Source organism: Streptomyces sp. NBC_00299 (assembly GCF_036173045.1).
In the GTDB taxonomy this organism is placed as follows: domain Bacteria; phylum Actinomycetota; class Actinomycetes; order Streptomycetales; family Streptomycetaceae; genus Streptomyces; species Streptomyces machairae.
The window spans coordinates 7,536,966-7,554,440 of record NZ_CP108039.1 but is presented as its reverse complement, the minus strand read 5'-3'; the positions used below and the strand labels follow the sequence as shown (position 1 = coordinate 7,554,440).

18 protein-coding genes are annotated in these 17,475 nt (G+C 71.6%); 5 read left to right on the top strand and 13 right to left on the bottom strand.

What is annotated here, in order from left to right:
* Positions 1–30 precede the first annotated feature (30 nt).
* Positions 31–1,098 (top strand): RNA ligase (ATP), encoded by a 1,068-nt coding sequence (locus tag OHT51_RS33725; RefSeq protein ID WP_328882690.1) that lies wholly within the window; start codon positions 31–33, stop codon positions 1,096–1,098.
* An 82-nt stretch (positions 1,099–1,180) separates the two neighbouring features.
* On the opposite strand, the gene soxR is transcribed toward OHT51_RS33725, so the two are convergent.
* The gene (soxR, locus tag OHT51_RS33720) at positions 1,181–1,681 is read right to left on the bottom strand and encodes a redox-sensitive transcriptional activator SoxR (protein ID WP_328882689.1); all 501 of its coding nucleotides are present in this window, start codon (positions 1,679–1,681) and stop codon (positions 1,181–1,183) included.
* Between the two features lie 116 nt (positions 1,682–1,797).
* On the opposite strand from soxR, the gene OHT51_RS33715 reads away from it, so the two are divergent.
* A complete protein-coding gene (locus OHT51_RS33715; protein WP_328882688.1) occupies positions 1,798–2,259 on the top strand; it encodes a MaoC family dehydratase in 462 nt (153 codons plus the stop codon).
* 24 nt (positions 2,260–2,283) lie between these two features.
* On the opposite strand, the gene OHT51_RS33710 is transcribed toward OHT51_RS33715, so the two are convergent.
* From OHT51_RS33710 to OHT51_RS33700, 3 genes are all read right to left on the bottom strand, one after another.
* Entirely contained in the window at positions 2,284–2,907 is a 624-nt protein-coding gene (locus tag OHT51_RS33710) for a TetR/AcrR family transcriptional regulator (RefSeq protein WP_328882687.1), read from the bottom strand.
* Between the two features lie 131 nt (positions 2,908–3,038).
* On the bottom strand, positions 3,039–3,326 hold the full coding sequence (locus OHT51_RS33705) for a YiaA/YiaB family inner membrane protein (RefSeq protein WP_328428790.1): 288 nt from the start codon (positions 3,324–3,326) through the stop codon (positions 3,039–3,041).
* Positions 3,327–3,385: 59 nt separating this feature from the next.
* A complete protein-coding gene (locus OHT51_RS33700; protein WP_328882686.1) occupies positions 3,386–4,537 on the bottom strand; it encodes an acyl-CoA dehydrogenase family protein in 1,152 nt (383 codons plus the stop codon).
* Positions 4,538–4,641: 104 nt separating this feature from the next.
* On the opposite strand from OHT51_RS33700, the gene OHT51_RS33695 reads away from it, so the two are divergent.
* From OHT51_RS33695 to OHT51_RS33685, 3 genes are all read left to right on the top strand, one after another.
* On the top strand, positions 4,642–5,283 hold the full coding sequence (locus OHT51_RS33695) for a TetR/AcrR family transcriptional regulator (protein WP_328882685.1): 642 nt from the start codon (positions 4,642–4,644) through the stop codon (positions 5,281–5,283).
* 45 nt (positions 5,284–5,328) lie between these two features.
* Positions 5,329–6,051: an ArsR/SmtB family transcription factor gene (locus tag OHT51_RS33690; protein WP_384190801.1), complete on the top strand. Its 723-nt coding sequence runs from the start codon at positions 5,329–5,331 to the stop codon at positions 6,049–6,051.
* A 63-nt stretch (positions 6,052–6,114) separates the two neighbouring features.
* On the top strand, positions 6,115–7,065 hold the full coding sequence (locus OHT51_RS33685) for a DMT family transporter (protein WP_328882683.1): 951 nt from the start codon (positions 6,115–6,117) through the stop codon (positions 7,063–7,065).
* Here the strand turns inward: OHT51_RS33685 and OHT51_RS33680 are convergent.
* The 9 genes from OHT51_RS33680 to OHT51_RS33640 form a co-directional block, all read right to left on the bottom strand.
* On the bottom strand, positions 7,057–8,379 hold the full coding sequence (locus tag OHT51_RS33680; RefSeq protein ID WP_328882682.1) for an MFS transporter: 1,323 nt from the start codon (positions 8,377–8,379) through the stop codon (positions 7,057–7,059). The genes OHT51_RS33685 and OHT51_RS33680 overlap by 9 nt on opposite strands.
* 194 nt (positions 8,380–8,573) lie before the next feature.
* Positions 8,574–9,653: a Zn-dependent alcohol dehydrogenase gene (locus OHT51_RS33675; protein ID WP_328882681.1), complete on the bottom strand. Its 1,080-nt coding sequence runs from the start codon at positions 9,651–9,653 to the stop codon at positions 8,574–8,576.
* Between the two features lie 11 nt (positions 9,654–9,664).
* A complete protein-coding gene (locus tag OHT51_RS33670) occupies positions 9,665–11,053 on the bottom strand; it encodes an aldehyde dehydrogenase family protein (protein WP_328882680.1) in 1,389 nt (462 codons plus the stop codon).
* Between the two features lie 106 nt (positions 11,054–11,159).
* A complete protein-coding gene (locus OHT51_RS33665; RefSeq protein WP_328882679.1) occupies positions 11,160–11,612 on the bottom strand; it encodes a DUF3574 domain-containing protein in 453 nt (150 codons plus the stop codon).
* 30 nt (positions 11,613–11,642) lie between these two features.
* The gene (locus OHT51_RS33660) at positions 11,643–12,980 is read right to left on the bottom strand and encodes an ABC transporter ATP-binding protein (RefSeq protein ID WP_328882678.1); all 1,338 of its coding nucleotides are present in this window, start codon (positions 12,978–12,980) and stop codon (positions 11,643–11,645) included.
* A 163-nt stretch (positions 12,981–13,143) separates the two neighbouring features.
* On the bottom strand, positions 13,144–14,013 hold the full coding sequence (locus tag OHT51_RS33655; RefSeq protein WP_328882677.1) for a class F sortase: 870 nt from the start codon (positions 14,011–14,013) through the stop codon (positions 13,144–13,146).
* Positions 14,003–14,602: a hypothetical protein gene (locus OHT51_RS33650; RefSeq protein ID WP_328882676.1), complete on the bottom strand. Its 600-nt coding sequence runs from the start codon at positions 14,600–14,602 to the stop codon at positions 14,003–14,005. The genes OHT51_RS33655 and OHT51_RS33650 overlap by 11 nt, the downstream gene beginning before the upstream one ends.
* Positions 14,603–14,703: 101 nt before the next feature.
* A complete protein-coding gene (locus OHT51_RS33645; RefSeq protein ID WP_328882675.1) occupies positions 14,704–15,942 on the bottom strand; it encodes an MFS transporter in 1,239 nt (412 codons plus the stop codon).
* 41 nt (positions 15,943–15,983) lie between these two features.
* The gene (locus OHT51_RS33640; protein WP_328882674.1) at positions 15,984–17,417 is read right to left on the bottom strand and encodes a CitMHS family transporter; all 1,434 of its coding nucleotides are present in this window, start codon (positions 17,415–17,417) and stop codon (positions 15,984–15,986) included.
* Between the last annotated feature and the right edge of the window lie 58 nt (positions 17,418–17,475).

Here is a 17,475-nt window from a genome sequence, read left to right as displayed (position 1 = left end):
CCCCCGTCCGAGCAACACCGAGGAGCCCTCATGTCGACGCTGCGCGTCACCGCCGAAGTGCTGACCGTCCACGAACACCCCAACGCCGACGCGCTGGAGCTGGCCCAGGTGGGTCTGTACCGCGCCGTCGTCGCCAAGGGCGCGTACCGCACGGGTGATGCCGCCGTGTACATCCCGGAGCAGTCCGTGCTGCCGGCGGGGCTGATCGAGGAGCTGGGGCTGACCGGGCGGCTGGCGGGGAGCAAGGCGGACCGGGTCAAGGCGGTGCGGCTGCGCGGTGAGCTGTCGCAGGGCATCGTGTGCCGGCCGAAGGCCCTGGCCGACGTCGACCTGGCGCGCGCGGCTGCGGAGGGCGCCGACTTCGCCGAGCGGCTCGGGATCACCAAGTGGGTGCCGCCGGTCCCGCCCACGATGTCCGGCGACGTGGAGTCGGCGCCGGATCTGCTGCCGTGGGTCGACATCGAGAACATCCAGCGGTATCCGGGCATCTTCACCCCGGGCGAGCCGGTGGTGCTGACCGAGAAGCTGCACGGGTCGGCGTGCCTGCTCACGTATGTCGCCGACGAGGAGCGGGTGTACGTGTCCTCCAAGGGCTTCGGGTCGAAGTCGCTGGCGCTGAAGGAGGACCCACGGAACCTGTACTGGCGGGCGGTGCAGGCGCACGGCGTCGCCGAGATCGCGGCTCGGGTGGCCGAGCGACTGGGCGCGCGGCGGGTGGGTGTCTTCGGTGAGGTGTACGGCGCGGGCGTGCAGGACCTGACGTACGGCGCCGACGGGCGCCGGGAGACCTTGGGGTACGCCGTGTTCGACGTCTCCGCGGAGATCGACGGCCGGGTGCAGTGGCTGGACGCGACGGAGGTACTGAAGGGTGAACTGCCTCAGGTGCCACGCCTGTTCGAGGGCCCGTACGACATCGAGCGGGTGCTGGAGGTCGCCGGCGGACGGGAGACCGTGTCCGGGCGGGAGCTGCATCTGCGGGAGGGCGTGGTGATACGTCCGGTCGCCGAGCGGTACAGCACGGTGACCGGCGGGCGGGCCATCGCGAAGGCGGTCAGTCCGGCGTATCTGACGCGGAAGGGCGGGACCGAGTACGAGTGACTCGGGCTCCGCGGTCTGCGGGTGCCCGGCGTCGGTGCGAGACCTCCGCCGGCGCCCGCGGCCCCCCACTTCTGCCTCCGCCCTACCTTCCGGCCCCGCCACCGCTCCTCCCCTTCTCCCGGCCTCCCCCCTGTTCCACCATCAGGCGCGATCCCGCCCGGCGTTCGCCGAAGGCGTCGTTCGGGTTGGAGAGGATGCAGGTGTCCAGGGAGAGGCAGCCGCAGCCGATGCAGTCGGTCAAGTGGTCGCGGAGGCGGTTCAGTTGCTTGATGCGCTCGTCCAGTTCCGAACGCCAGGCCTCCGACAGGCGTGCCCAGTCCTCGTGGGTGGGGGTGCGTTCCTCGGGGAGCTCGGCGAGGGCGTCGCGGATCGTCGCCAGGGGGATGCCGACGCGTTGGGCGGCGCGGACGAAGGCGACCCGCCGGAGGGTGTCACGGGTGTATCGGCGCTGGTTGCCTGAGGTGCGGCTGCTGCTGATCAGGCCCTTGGACTCGTAGAAGTGCAGGGCGGAGACGGCGGCGCCGCTACGGGCGGCGAGCTGGCCGACCGTGAGCTCGTGGATCTTCTCGGGGATCTGGGGCACCCCTCAAACCTACCTACCGCGGCACGGCCCCCGTCCGTTGACAGGGACCCCAAGGCCTAGCATGCTAAGCAGTTGCTTAGACATGACGTGAGACATGCGACGCGAGAGGCCGGGACATGGCAGAGCCGAGGATCTTCACGGGCGCCGACGACCTGAAGGCGGCAGTGGGTGAGCAGCTGGGGTACACCGACTGGGTGGAGGTCGACCAGAAGCGGATCGACCTGTTCGCGGAGGCGACCGGCGATCACCAGTGGATCCATGTCGACCCCGAGAAGGCCGCCGCGGGGCCCTTCGGGACCACCATCGCCCACGGGTACCTCACCCTGTCCCTGCTCCCCCTCTTCGGACCCCGGCTCATCGCGGTCGAGGGCGTGAAGATGGGCGTCAACTACGGGACGAACAAGGTCCGCTTCCCCGCACCGGTGCCGGTCGGCTCCCGACTGCGCGCCACCGCCACCATCACCGGCGTCGACGACGTCAACGGCGGCGTCCAGGTGACCGTCGCCTTCACCGTGGAGCGCGAGGGCGGGGACAAGCCGGTGTGCGTCGCCGAGTCCGTCTCCCGCTACTACTTCTGAGCCGCGGCCACCGCTGAGCGCGGGCTACTTCGCGCCCACCATCCGCAGCACGAGGTCGGCGTACAGCGCGCCGACCTCGTCGGGCGTCCAGGGGCCGTCGACGTTGAACCAGCGGGCCACGTCGATGCAGAGCGAGAGGACGGCGAGGGTCGTGCCGTGCACGTCCAGCACGTCGAAGGCACCGGCGGCCACGCCGTCCTCGATGATCCCCCGGACCTCGGCGTCGCACTGCCGGCGCAGCGCGAGGATCTCGGCGCGGGCGTCCGGGCCGAGCGAGTCCAGCTCGTACTGCACCACCCGCGCGGTCGTACGTCCCCCGGCATGCCAGCGGACGAAGGAGCTCACCGCGTCGGCGAGCCGCTCGCTGGGCGTGCCCTCCCGGCGGGCCGCCGTCTGCAGGATCTCCAGGGCCTTTTCGTGGCCGATCCTGCTGATGCGGTGGAGCAGCTCTTCCTTGGTCTTGTAGTGGATGTAGAGCGCGGCCGGGCTCATGCCGGCGCGGCCCGCGATGTCACGGGTCGTGGTGGCGTGGTAGCCACGCTCGGCGAAGGCCTCCACGGCGGCGATCAGCAGCCGCCGGGCCGCGTCGGGCGTGACCTCACCCCACGCCGACGTCTCGCCGTCGGCCGTGTCCTCCGCCGTACTCATCGCTCACTCGCCCCTCTCGCTGACAGAGCCACCACCATACCGCCGATACTGAGCGAGCGCTTAGCGAGGCGTCGGCAGGGGCGTGAACGAGCCGACCGGGCCGACCGGGCCGGGCCAGCACTCGTCGGGGCTCAGATCTTCTCGAAGGGGTCGTGGTCGGCGAGCAGCTTCTCCAGCCGGGCCTGGTCGACCCGGCTGACGATCTGCCCGGCCTCCTGACGGTCCCGGATGACCTTGGCGAGCGTGAACGCCGAGGTCACCAGGTAGAGAACCGCGATGGCGAGGAAGCCACGCACCCAGGCGTTGGCGCTCAGCTGGTAGATGCCGATGCCGGTGGCGGCCATGGCGACCGCGAAGGACGCGACGGCCTGACCGTAGAAGGCGGCCGTACTCTGCTGCTTGACCGGTGTGTCACTCATGGGCCAAGGGTCGGCGAACGGGGCCCGCGCCACATCCGCTCAACTACTCAGCCGCGTACTCAGAACGCCGAAACCCCCGTCAGCGCCCGCCCGATGACCAGCTTCTGGATCTGGCTCGTGCCCTCGTACAGGGTCATCACGCGGGCGTCGCGCAGCAGTTTGCCCGCCGGGTACTCGTCGATGTAGCCGTAGCCGCCGAAGACCTGGAGGGCGTTGTTGGCGGCGCGGACCGCGGCCTCCGAGGCGAACAGCTTGGCCTTGGAGGACTCGACGGCGAAGGGCAGCCCGCGGTCGATCAGGTCGGCGACCCGCCAGGTCAGCAGCCGCGCCGCGTCCACGTCGACGGCGATGTCGCTGATCAGCTCCTGGACCAGCTGGTGCCGGGCGATGGACTTGCCGAACTGCTCGCGTTCGCCGGCGTAGCGCACCGCCGCGTCCAGGGCGGCCTGGGCTATGCCCACGCATCCTGCGGCGACCGACATCCGGCCCTTGGCCAGGGCGGACATCGCGACCGAGAAGCCCTTGCCCTCCTCCCCCAGCATGGCCGCCGCGGGCACCCGCACGTCCTGGAGGACCAGCTCGGCGGTGGCCTGACCGCGCAGGCCGAGCTTGCCGTGGATGGTGCGGCGGGTCAGGCCGGGCGTGTCGGTGGGGACCAGGAAGGCCGAGACGCCCTTGTGGCCGGGTGCGTCCGTGGAGCGGGCGAAGAGCAGGACGACGTCGGCCCAAGTGCCGTTCGTGATGAACATCTTGGTGCCGTTGATGACGTAGTCGTCGCCGTCGCGGACCGCCCGCGTGGCGAGGTTGCCGGCGTCGGAGCCGGTGCCCGGCTCGGTGAGGCCGAAGCAGCCGACCTGCTCGCCGGAGGTGAGCCCGGGCAGCCAGCGGCGCTTGTGCTCCTCGCTCCCCCAGGCCGCGACGGTCTTGGCGACCAGGCCCAGGGAGACCGACACGATGCCGCGGACCGAGGAGTCGCCCCGGCCCAGCTCCTCCGTGACCAGGCAGTACGCCAGATGGTCGCCGCCCGAGCCGCCGTACTCCTCGTCGATGGTCAGGCCCAGGAAGCCGACCTCGCCGAGCTTCTTGACGACTCCGCGGTCCACCTCCTCGGCCCGGTCCCACGCGACGACGTGCGGGGCGATCTCGCGCGCCACGAAGTCCCGGGCGAGTTGCCGGACGGCGGTCTGCTCGTCGCTGAGCTCCAGATTCATGCCGAGTCACCCCACAGAGAACGGACTTCGACGGCCGCACATTGAAAGCCGTACATTTAAATTAGCACTGCTAGTTTCCGTTCGGCAGCCCTACTATGTGCGCCATGGCCCGACCCCGCAAGCCCCTCCTCAGCTACGACCGGATCGTCGCGACGGCTCGCGAGCTCGTGGACGCGGAGGGCCTCGCGGCCGTCTCCACGCGCCGGCTCGCGGCCGAGCTGGGCGTGAGCGGGCCGTCGCTCTACAACCACTTCCGTACGAAGGACGAGATCCTGGAGGCGGTCGCCGACTCGGTCAGCGCGCAGGTCGACCTGTCGATGTTCGAGGACGGCCGGGACTGGCGCACCGCGCTGCACGACTGGGCCGTCTCCTACCGGGCCGCCCTGCGCGACCACCCGAACATCGTCCCGGTCCTCGCCCGCGGCCCCGGCCGCCGCCCGGCGGCGCTGCGGCTCGCCGACGCCGTCTACGGCGCGATGGTCGACGCGGGCTGGCCCCCGGCGCAGGCCACGTCCATCGGTGCGCTGATGCGGTACTTCATCATGGGCTCGGCGCTCGGCTCGTTCGCCGGGGGCTTCGTGGACGACGCGAGCGCGTACGACCCCGCCGACTATCCCCACCTCGGGCAGGCCCATCTCCTCGCCGAGCTGCAGGAGAAGATCGACGAGCGCGCCTTCGAGACGGGCCTGACGGCGCTGCTGGACGGCCTCGCGCGGCAGTACGAGCAGGTCGGGCGGGCCACGTAGGCACACCTGCCGATACTTCGGCGCACGCCGAAGTATCCGTGTCGCATGCTGGGACCCATGACCACCAGGGACCCCCAGGCACTGCAGCTGGCCCGCCTCGCCGGACTCATCGCCGACGAGACCCGGGCGGCCTGTCTGCTGGCGCTGCTCGACGGGCGGGCGTGGACCGCCGGTGAGCTGGCCCGGCACGCCGGGGTCGCCGCGTCGACGTTGAGCGAGCATCTGGGCAAGCTCGTCGCGGGCGGGCTGCTCACCGAGGAGCGGCAGGGGCGGCACCGGTACGTGCGGCTGGCCGACGCACGGGTCGCCCAGCTGGTGGAGGACCTGGCCGCGCAGGTCGGCCCGGCGGCGGACCGGCGTCCGCGGACCCTGCGGGAGTCCAGCGCGGGCTCGGCGATGGCCCGCGGCCGCACCTGCTACGACCATCTCGCCGGGCGGCTCGGCATCGCCGTCACCGACGCGCTGACCTCGCGCGGGCTGCTGCGGCAGGACACCGGCTTCGCGCTGACCGACGCCGGCCTCGGCTGGTTCGGCTCCGCCGGCATCCGCCTCGAGAGCACCGGCCGCCGTCCGCTGGCCCGCGCCTGCCTCGACTGGACCGAACGCCGGCCCCATCTCGCGGGGGTCGCGGGTGCGGCACTGTGCCGGCACGCGCTGGATGCCGGGTGGTGCGTACGGATCGGTTCGGAGCGGGCCGTGAAGGTCACGGACAGCGGCGAGCGAGTGCTGTTCGAGCTGCTCGGCATCGAGTCGTCGGCGCTGCGCTGAACCGCAGCTTCCGGTCCGAATTCCGCCAGCCCCGCACCCCCTCCCCTCCCTAACCTCTGGAGCATGGTGAACGTCCCCCTTGCACACTCCGCCCGCCGACCCGAGCTGCTGGCGGCCGGTGCCGCCACCGTCACCGTCGTGATGTGGGCCTCGGCCTTCGTCTCCATCCGCAGCGCGGGTGCGGAGTACTCGCCGGGCGCGCTGGCGCTCGGGCGGCTGCTCGTCGGTGCCCTGGTGCTCGGGGTCGTGTGTCTCGTCCGGCGGGAGGGGCTGCCCCCTCGCGCGGCCTGGCCCGGGATCGCGATATCGGGGCTGCTCTGGTTCGGCTTCTACAGCGTCGTGCTGAACTGGGGCGAGCAGCAGGTGGACGCCGGTACGGCCGCTCTGGTCGTGAACATGGGGCCCATCCTGATCGCTCTGCTCGGCACCCGGCTGCTCGGTGATCCGATGCCGCCGCGGCTGCTGGCCGGGATGGCGGTGTCGTTCGCCGGTGCGGTGACCGTGGGGCTGTCGATGTCGGGCGGAGGCGGCTCCTCGGTGCTCGGCGTGGTGCTGTGCCTGCTCGCCGCGCTCGGGTACGCGGGCGGCGCTGTGGCGCAGAAGCCGGCGCTCGGCCATGCCAGCGCGCTCCAGGTGACGACGTTCGGCTGCCTCGTCGGCGCGGTCCTCTGCCTGCCCTTCAGCGGGCAGCTCATCGCCGACGCCGCCGATGCCTCCCTGTCGGCGACGCTCAACATGGTCTATCTGGGCGTCTTCTCGCTGGCGCTGGCCTTCACGACGTGGGCGTACGCCCTGGCCCGTACGACGGCCAGCCGCATGGGCGCGACCACGTACGCGGTGCCCGCGCTGGTCGTGCTGATGTCCTGGCTGACGCTGGGCGAGGTGCCGGGGCTGCTCACGCTGGCCGGCGGGGTGCTGTGCCTGGCGGGTGTCGCCGTGTCCCGCTCCCGGAAGCGGGCCACTCGGGTCGTGGCAGCTTCGCCGCGACCCGAGCAGACCCGGGAGTCAGCGTGAACGCGCCCTGTCCGCAAGGACCTTGATGGACAGCAGGGCGATCACCGAGAGGAAGATGATGTAGCCCGAGACCGCCATCGAGGTGCCCGTGGCCTCCAGCAGCAGCACCATGATGAACGGGGCGAGGCCGCCGCCGAGCACCGCCGCGATCTGGTAGCCGAGGGAGGCGCCCGTGTAGCGCATCTCGGGCGTGAACAGCTCGGCGAACAGGGCCGCCTGGGGGCCGTACATGATGCTGAGGAAACAGCTGGCGACGAATGTGCCGACGGCCAGCCACAGCAGTGAGCCGGTGTCGATCAGCAGGAACAGTGGTATGGCCCACAGCGCGATGCCGGCCGCGCCGATCGCGTAGATACGGATGCGGCCGAACTTGTCGGAGAGCGCGGCGGCGGCCGGGATCAGCACCAGCTGGGTGAGGCTGATGCAGAGCGAGACCGTGAGGACGGCGCTCTTCTTCATACCGAGTTCGCGGGTCGTGTAGTCGAGCACGCCGGTGATGATGATGTAGAAGGTCGCCGTGTTCACGGCGAAGGAGCCTCCGGCGAGGAGCACCGTACCGAGGTGGTCGCGCAGGATCGTCCGCAACGGAGATGACTGCTCGCCCTTCTCCTTCTCGGCCAGCTTCTTCTCCGCGTCCCGGAATTCAGGGGTCTCCTCGACGCGCGTGTGGATGTACCAGGCGAGAACGAGGACGAACAGGCCGACGAGGAACGGCACACGCCAGGCCCAGGCCGCGAACTCGGAGTCGGTGGTGAACGCGCCGGCCAGCAGGAACACCGTGTTGGCGGTCACCACGCCGATGGGCACGCCGAGCTGGACGAAGCTGCCGTAGATGCCGCGCTTGCCCTCGGGGGCGTACTCGGTGGCCATCAGCATCGCGCCGCCCCACTGGGCGCCGACGGCGATGCCCTGCAGCACGCGGAAGAGGACCAGCAGGATCGGGGCGGCGACGCCGATCGTGTCGTAGGTCGGGAGCAGGCCGATGCCGGTGGTGGCGAGGCCCATCAGGGTGAGCGCGAGGACCAGCATCGGCTTGCGGCCGCGCTTGTCGCCCAGCTGGCCCGCGACGATGCCGCCGATGGGCCGGGCCAGGAAGCCGACGGCGAAGGTCGCGAAGGAGGCGAGCACACCGGCGGTGGGGCTGCCCGCCGGGAAGTACAGGTCGCCGAGAACGAGAGCGGCTGCGATACCGAAGACGAAGTAGTCGTACCACTCCACGGCTGACGCGAGAGCGGCGGCGGTGGCGACGCGGCGGCGGTTGCCGGCGGCGGGCGCGGTAGGGGTGAGCGGCTGGGCGGAAGGTGCCGTGTCCATGCGTGCACACTCCGATGGGTGCTGGGGACGGAACGGGGGGGTGGCTCAGGTTCCGGGGAACGTACTGACCGGACGGTATGTACGTCAACGGTCGTACAGCAGGAGTTTTTACCTGCACATGGCACACAGAGCGGCCTCCGGGCACGCCTGCGGCCCCGGCCTCGCACGGAGACCGGGGCGTGCGGAAAGCAGGGCTAGAACACCACCAGTGCCCTGCCGCCCTTCCCCGCGAGCATGTTCTCGAAGGCCGCCGGGATGCCCTCCAGGCCGATCCGTTCCGTCACGAGCGCGCCCAGGTCCAGGCGGCCCGCCCGTACGTGCTCGGCCAGGACCGGCACGTCCCGCGCCGGGTCGGAATTGCCGTAGACGCAGCCGGCGAGGGTCCGGCCCCAGTGGAAGATCTCGAGGGCGTTGAACGTGACCTGCTGGTCCTTGCCGCCGATGCCGACGACCGTGGTGCGGCCGCCGCGGCGGGTGGAGTCCCAGGCCGTGCGGATCGTGGTCGCGCGGCCCACGCACTCGACGGCCACGTCCACGCCCTGCTTGTCGGTCAGCCCCCGGATCTCGCGGGCGGTGGTCTCGGAGGCGACCACATAGTCGGTGGCCCCGGCCGCGCGTGCCAGTTCCTCCTTCGCCGGGGAGACGTCGACCGCGACGATGCGTCCGGCACCCGCGATACGGGCCGCCTGGAGTGCCGCGAGACCCACTCCCCCGACGCCGTACACCGCGACCGTCTCGCCGGGCTGGACCCGCGCCGAGTGGTGGACGGCGCCGTAGCCGGTGAGGACCGCGCAGCCGAGGAGGGCGGCGTCGGTGAGGGGGATGCCGGCCGGGAGCGGCAGGACGCAGCCCGCCGACACCACCGTCTCCTCGGCGAACGCCGCGACGTTCAGGCCGGGGTGGAGGTCGGTGCCGTCGGCGGTGCGGGCGTACACGTCGGCGGCGCCGTTGAGGGCGTTGGCGCACAGCCAGACCTCGCCGAGCGAGCAGGCATGGCAGCTACCGCAGGACGGGGCCCAGTTGAGGACGACCTGGGCACCGGGCGCGACATGGGTGACGCCCTCGCCGACGGCGACGACGGTGCCGGCGCCCTCGTGGCCGAGGACGGCGGGGACCGGCACCCGCATGGTGCCGTTGGACAGGGACAGGTCGGAGTGGCACACCCCGGCGGCGGCGAGACGGACGCGGACCTGGCCGGGGCCGGGGTCGGGAAGCTCGATGTCCGTGATCTTCAGCGGGGCGCCCACTTGGGGCAGGACGGCTGCGCGTACCACGTGAACGCTCCTCAGAACTGCAGGGACTTGGTCTGGAGGTACTCGGCGAGACCGTGCGAGCCGAGCTCGCGGCCGACGCCGGACTGCTTGTAGCCGCCGAAGGGGGCGAGCGGGTTGAAGCGGCCGCCGTTGATGTCGACCTGCCCTGTGTCCATACGGCGGGCGAAGGCCACCGCCTCCGCCTCGTCCCCCGCCCAGACCGCGCCGGCGAGGCCGTAGACCGTGCCGTTGGCGATGCGCAGGGCGTCCTCCTCGTCCTCGTAGCGCAGGACGGACAGGACCGGGCCGAAGATCTCCTCCTGGGCGATCGTCATCTGCGGGGTCACGTCGGCGAAGACGGTCGGGGACACGAAGTAGCCCTGTTCGCGCGGGGATTCGGGTCCTCCGGCCACCAGTCGCGCGCCCTCTGCCACACCCTTCTCGATGTAACCGCGCACCCGCTCCTGCTGCTTGGCGTTCACCACCGGGCCGATGCGCTCGCCGTACTTCGCGGCGGCGGCCGTGGCCAGCTCGACGGCCTCGTCGTACTGGTCCCGGTGCACCAGCATCCGCGTCCAGGCGCTGCACGTCTGCCCGGAGTTGGACATGACGTTGGCGACGCCGACGTTGACCGCCTTGGCCAGGTCGGCGCTCGGCAGGATGACGTTGGCGGACTTGCCGCCCAGCTCCAGGGCGACCTTCTTGATCGCCGCGCCGGCGACCGCGGCGATCTGCCGGCCGACGGCGGTCGAGCCGGTGAAGGAGACCAGGTCGACGCCCGGGTGCTCGGCGAGCGCCTGGCCCGCGACCGGTCCGCGGCCGGTGACCAGGTTGAAGACGCCCGCGGGTACGCCGGCCTCGTGCGCCGCCTCGGCGAAGAGCTGGGCGACCAGCGGGGTGTCCTCGGCGGGCTTCAGCACGACCGTGCAGCCGGCGGCCAGCGCCGGGGCGACCTTGGCGACGATCTGGTGGAGCGGGTAGTTCCAGGGCGTGATCGCGCCGACCACGCCGATGGGCTCGTGGTGGACGGTGGAGTTGCCGACCTTCTCCTCGAAGGCGTACGTCGCCGCGAGCTCGGCGTAGCCGCCCGCGACCGCGATCGGCAGACCCGTGTGCACCGACTGCGAGAGCTTCAGGGGCGAGCCGAGCTCGGCGGTGACCGTCTCGGCGATCTCGTCCTTGCGTGCCTCCAGGGCGTCCCGCAGGGCGGTGAGCCGGGCGGCCCGTTCCGCGGGCGGGGTGGCGGCCCAGGCCGGAAGGGCGGCACGTGCGGCCCGTACGGCGGTGTCGACGTCGGCGGCCGTACCGGCCGGGACCTGGCCGATGACCTGCTCGTCGGCCGGGTTCACGACGTCGATGGTGTCCGGGCCGGCGGCGGGGCGCCACTCGCCGTCGATGTACATGCCGTCGTGCGCCTTCATGGTGCGTCCTCCCGGGCTGGGCCGTGTCGTCGTGCCACTCATAAACTAGCGGCGATAGTTTTCGGGCGCCAGGCACCCCCCGACTTCGCGCCGGGCACCCCTGGCATCAGAAGTCCACCCTGGCCCTGTCGTCCACCCTAGCCACGGCCTCCTGGCCGAACTGCTTCCCGTACGCCCGGCGGATCTCCTCGATCTTCCGGTCGTTCGCGGCGGCCCGGTCGACCGGGTACAGGAGGACCAGTTCGTACGACCGCTCCTTCTCGATCGCCCCGCTCGCGTCCCGCCACTGCCCGCGCCCGCTCTGCAGGGTCAGGCCGTCCGGGAAGTCCGGCGTGACCTCCTTGTCGACGAAGGCCATGAACTGCCGGTCGGTGACGGCCGGGCCGCCGTCGGGGCGCGCGGTGCCGAAGAAGAGCTGCGTCTCGACGTACGAGTCCCCCCGCGACGGCGCCGAGGCGGCTTCGTCGTCGAGGGTGGCGTACGCCGTGGGCGCGCCGACGGCCAGCAGCAGACCGGACACCGCCAAGGCGGTCCTGGTTCGGGTGAGTTGCAGGTTCATGCACCCATGACTACCTATGCCCGAAGTGTCTCATTCATCCAGATCCGGAAGCCGCGCCGGGGCGGGACAAATACGTTCGCCGTGCTGGTCGAAGACGAACAGGTGGGCGATGTCGACCAGGAGCGGAACCTGCATGCCGTGCCGCAGGTCGATGTCGGGCGTGGTGCGCACGATGAGGTCCCCGGGGAGCCGGCCCTCGGGCGGCGCCGCGTCGGGAGCGGCGTCGGCCGGATGCTCCAGCGTCACCACCGGCCCGGCGCGCAACGCGCCCGCCCGGCTGCGGAGCCGGTCCAGCACCGTGCCGGCGTCCCGGCGGCGGCGCCGGACCGGCGGGACGGGGCGCGGCGCCTCCAGGTCCGGTACGACGGCCGACTGGGAGCCGGTGTTGAAGTGGACGAGGACCTCGTGGCCCTGGAACTCCACGTGCTCGACGAGGCCGGTGATGTGCACCTCGCCGGGGCGGGCGGTCGCGGGCGAGGCGATCCGCACCGCCTCCGAGCGCAGGCCCACGATCACCTCGCGGCCCTGCTGGACGCGGAGCAACTGGTGGTCCAGGGACAGGGGTTCGGGCAGCCGGAGGTACTGCTTGCCGAGGCTGATGGTCATCGCGCCGTCCAGCGGGGCGCGTACGAGGCCGCGCAGGAGGTTGATGCGCGGGGTGCCGATGAAGGCGGCGACGAAGACGTTGCGAGGCAGGGCGTACACCGCACGCGGGGTGCCGACCTGCTGGAGGACGCCGCCGCGCAGGACGGCCACCCGGTCGCCGAGCGACATCGCCTCGGCCTGGTCGTGGGTGACGTACACCGTGGTGACGCCCAACTTCCGGGTGAGGGCGGAGATTTCGGCGCGCAGGTGGTTGCGCAGCTTGGCGTCGAGGTTGGACAGCGGCTCGTCCATCAGGAAGGCCGTGGGGTGACGGGCGATCGCCCGGCCCATGGCGACACGCTGGCGTTCGCCGCCGGAGAGCTGGGCGGGGAAGCGGTCGAGGAGGTCCTCGATGCCCAGCATGCGGGCGGTGGCGTCCACCCGCGGGCGGGGGTCCTCGCCGGGCGACTCGATGCGCAGCGGGAAACCGATGTTGTCGCGGCTGGTCATGCTCGGGTAGAGGGCGAAGTTCTGGAAGACCATCGCCATGTGCCGGTCGGCGGGCAGCAGGTCGTTGGACCACTCGCCGTCCAGCAGCAGCTCGCCCTCGTCGATCTCCTCCAGGCCGGCGATCATCCGCAGCACGGTGGACTTGCCACAGCCGGAGGGCCCGAGGAGGACGAGGAACTCGCCGGGCTCGATGTCCAGCGAGAGCCGGTCAACGACCCGGAGGCCTCGCGTGTACGACTTGCTCACGTGGTGCAGGGATATGGCGCGTGTCATGACGGCTGCCCCCGGGGGCTCATTTGCTCCGCGGTCGAACGCCTCGTGCGGGTCGTACGGGGCGTATGAGTCACGGAAGTTAACGGAATGTGTGCGGCTGGGGGAAGGGACTGGGCGCAATCGCGCGTCGCGGCCGGGCACATGAGAAAGCGGACGGCCTGGTTCAGCGCTTGTCGGCCGCCGCGCGCGGCTCACGGGTCGCGGCGAGATGGGCGAAGACGACGAGGTTGCCCGAGTAGCCGGTCCGGCGGTCGTAGTTGCCGCCACAGGTGATCAGGCGCAGCTCGGGGCGGCTCCGGGCGCCGTACACCTCCCGGTTGGGGAACTTGTCCTTCTCGTACGACTTGATGGCGTCCACCTTGTAGACGGCGCTCCGGCCGTCGGCGCGCCGGACCTCGATGCGTTTGCCGCGCTTCAGCTCGCCGAGACCGCCGAAGACGGCCGGGCCGGTGTTCGTGTCGAGATGGCCGACCGCGATGGCGGTGCCCTGCTCACCGGGTGACGGCCCGTCGGCGTACCAGCCGGCCACCTCGGGCTCGCTCTCGGGGGGCGCGGGCAGTCGCCGCTCGCTGTCGAGGCGCAGGTCGATGAGGGTGGCGTCGACGCCGATGTATGGGATGACGAGGCGGGTCGCACGGGAGCGGGGCAGGGGGCGGGGCGAGGCCGGGCGCTTGGCGGCCTTCCCCTTGTCGGCGGGGCTCGGGAATGGCGGGGAGGGACTGCCGGCCGCGCTTGCGGGCGGAACCTCCGTTTCGGAGCGAGTGGGCTGCGGGGGCGACGCCTCGCGGGCGGCGGCGCCCGGGTCGGTGGGGCCAGGACGGGAGTCGGCGCCCGCCCCGCCGGCACCGGAACCGGCGCCGGCGGACTGGACCTCGGAGGCCTCGGGGGAGCCCGGAGCGGCCGTATCCACTCCGGGCCGCTCGTGGTCGCACCGGACGCCGACCACCACCAGCGCGGCGGCCAGTACGGCCGTCCTCGTCAGACGGTAGGCGCGCCTGCGGTACCAGGGCCTGCGTCGCCTCCTACGCGCCATGCGTACGGCGACGGAGCCGGAACCACATCACCCCGCCCACCGCGGCGAGGCCGACGACGCCGGCGCCGGCGACCGTGGTGAACGCCTCATCGCGAGCGATGCCCCCACCGCCGGCGGGCGGACCGCCCTGCGGGCCGGGCGAGGGTGTCGACATCGAGGACCGGCAGTCGACCGTGAAGCTCTTCTCCCGCTCGGGGGCCGTGGCGCCCGGGTACGTCCAGTAGAGCCGGTACTGCCCGTCGGGCAGCGTCAGGTCCACGGAGTGGCCGGCGCCATTGGCGAGGTTGATGGTCCCGGTGAGTCCGGCAGCTCCGCCGGCCGGGGGTTCGGCCGCGATCCGGTAGGTGGCGGTGGTCACCTCTTCGAAGTTGACGGCGTCGAGGTAGAACCGGCAGACCCGCGGCTCGTCGATCGCGTCTCCGTACGGCGTGCGCGCGACCCCGTCCCACGGCGCCGTGTGGATCTTGATGGTGGCATTCTCCTGTGCGCCCGCCGTCGGCACCCCGGAGAGCGGTGTGAGCGCGGCAGTGAGCGCTGCGACGGCGGCGATACGCAGTCCGGCGCGGCGTGGAAGAGGCGTGGTGGGCATGCGAAGTCCTCCGAGTCAGACGATTTTCGTACAAATCGCGCTTTGCCTGACTCTCTTTCACATGCGCGCGACGAATCGGGGGAGCATCGCCCTACGACCCGTCAGATACCACTCTTTCGCCGCAATGCCGGTCTGGCTCCGCCCCGCTCACCGCCGTCCTCCGCCTCCCCCGCCGGCCTCGCCGGCGCCCGCAGCGCGACCCCGGCCGACAGCAGCAACAGCGCCCCCAGCATGACGAACGGCGCCGCCACGCCCGCGAGGCCCGCTATCAGGCCCGCCGACGCGGGCGCGGCGACCTGCCCGAGGCGGTTGCCGGTCAGCCGCAGGGCGAGGGCCGTGGAACGGGCGCCGTCGGGGGCCGCCTGGACGACCGTCGTCATGGACAGCGGCTGCCCGACGCCGAGGCAGAAGCCGAGCACCGCCAGGATCAGAGCCAGCGCCCACACCGGCACCGGCAGCGCGATCCCGGCGCACAGCAGGGCCGCGAGCAGACAGGTCACGGTCAGCAGCAGGGTCCGGCCGAGCAGCCGCAGCAGGGGTGTCAGGACCAGGCGGCAGGCGATGGTGGCCGCCGCTCGCAGGCTGAGCAGGAGGCCGATCACGGACGGGGCGATGCCGCGGTGCTCGCCGACCACCGGGAGGTAGGCGGTGAGGATGTCGGTCGCGGACAGCACGGCGAGGCTGATGAAGATGCCGGCGGGCACACCCCGGGCGCGCAGGATGCGCCGGACGGGGACGCGCTCGCCCTGCTCCTTGCCGGACTCGGACGCGGTACGGCTCTCTATGCGCCACAGCGAGGTCAGCGCGACCGCGCCGCCCGCACCCGCCACCAGCAGGGCGAGTGCGCTGGTCCCCGCCATGTCCCGGCCGCCGATCAGCGCGCCCGCGGCGATCGGGCCGACCAGTTGCCCGAGCGAGGCGCCGATGGTGAAGTGGCCGAAGTTGCGGTCCTGTTCGTGCGGGGCGGACTGGCGGGCCACGAGCGACTGGGCGCCGATGACGAAGCAGAGGTGGCCGAGGCCCATGACCCCGCTCCAGATCGCCATCGCCCACAGGGAGTCCGCGAGGCCGCTCATGGCGCAGCCGCCGGAGATCAGGACGACACCGACGGGCAGCAGCGGCGCACAGCGGCCGTGGTCGGTGCGGCGGCCCAGCGGGACGGCGACGAATAGCGGGAGCAGGGCGTACACCCCCGCGATCACGCCGATCGCCCGCTCGTCGGCGCCCAGCGCGAGGGCCCGGTAGGAGACGGCGGGCCGGGCCATCGACACCGCCCCCTGCGCGAAGCTGAAGGCGATGACGAGGCGGAGCAGCCAGCCGCGGTTCCCACCGGGCGCCATGATCGTGTTCCTTCCGGACTTGAAGGTGCTTGCTCGCGGGGTCAGATGATTCCGAAGAGGATTCCCGCCGCGAGGATGATGAGGCAGGTGAGCGCCGCCCACTTCACCACGAACTTGGTGTGGTCGCCGAACTCCACCTTGGCCATGCCGACCAGGACGTACACGGCCGGGACGAGCGGGCTCGACATGTGCAGCGGCTGGCCGACCAGGGAGGCGCGGGCCATCTCCAGCGGGGTGACGCCGTGCGCCGCGCCGGCCTCGGCGAGGACCGGCAGGACGCCGAAGTAGAAGCCGTCGTTCGACATGAAGTAGGTGAGCGGGAGGCTCAGGACACCGGTGACCAGGGCCATGTGCGGGCCCATGCCCTCGGGGATGACGTCCACCATCCACCTGGCCATGTGGTCCACCATCCCGGTGCCCTGGAGGACGCCGGTGAAGACGGCGGCGGCGAAGACCATGCCCGAGACGTTGAGGACGTTGTCGGCGTGTGCAGCGAGGCGGGCCTTCTGGTCGGGGATGTGCGGGAAGTTGACCGTCAGGGCGAGCGCGGCGCCGAGCAGGAACAGCACCGGGATCGGCAGCCACTCCATGATCATGGCGGTGAGCAGGGCGCCCGTGAGCAGCGCGTTGAACCAGTACAGCTTGGGACGCAGCGTGGGCCGGTTCGGGTCGAGGACCTGGAAGCGCTCCGCGTCGCCCTCCTCGTCGTCGTCCCCGGCGTCCGTGCCGGAGCCGGCGCCGCCGGTGGCCTTGCCCGTACCGGAGGCACCGGAACCGGACCCGGACCCGGCGCCGACGAGAACCGTCTCGGTCTCCTTCTCCTCGGCCTTGTCCTCGACCAGGACCTGGTCCAGCGTGAGGACACCCAGGCGCTTGCGCTCGCGCAGGCCGAGGAAGTACGAGAGGACGAAGACGGCCACGAGACCGACGGCGAGGGCCGGGATCATCGGGACGAAGATGTCGCTGGCGTCGAGCTTGAGCGCGGTGGCGGCGCGGGCGGTCGGGCCGCCCCACGGCAGCGTGTTCATCACGCCGTTGGCCATCGCGGCGACACCGGTCATCACGACCAGGCTCATCTTCAGGCGCTTGTACAGCGGGTACATCGCCGAGACGGTGATCATGAAGGTGGTCGAGCCGTCACCGTCGAGCGAGACGATCGCGGCGAGGATCGCCGTGCCGACCACGATCCGCATCGGGTCGGCCTTGCAGAACTTCAGGATTCCCCGAACGATCGGGTCGAAGAGGCCGACATCGATCATCACACCGAAGTAGACGATCGCGAACATGAGCATCGCCGCGGTGGGGGCGAGGTCGGTGACGCCGTCGAGGACGTAGTCACCTAGCTTGGCGCCCTTCCCGACGAAGACGCAGAACAGTGCCGGAATCAGCACGAGCGCCGCGATCGGCGACATCTTCTTCATCATGATCAGGACCAGGAAGGTCGCGATCATGGCGAAGCCAAGGATGGTCAGCATGAGTGGATACCTAACGTTCGCCCTTGAACGACCCACCAGGGCCGGCGGTGCGTTGACG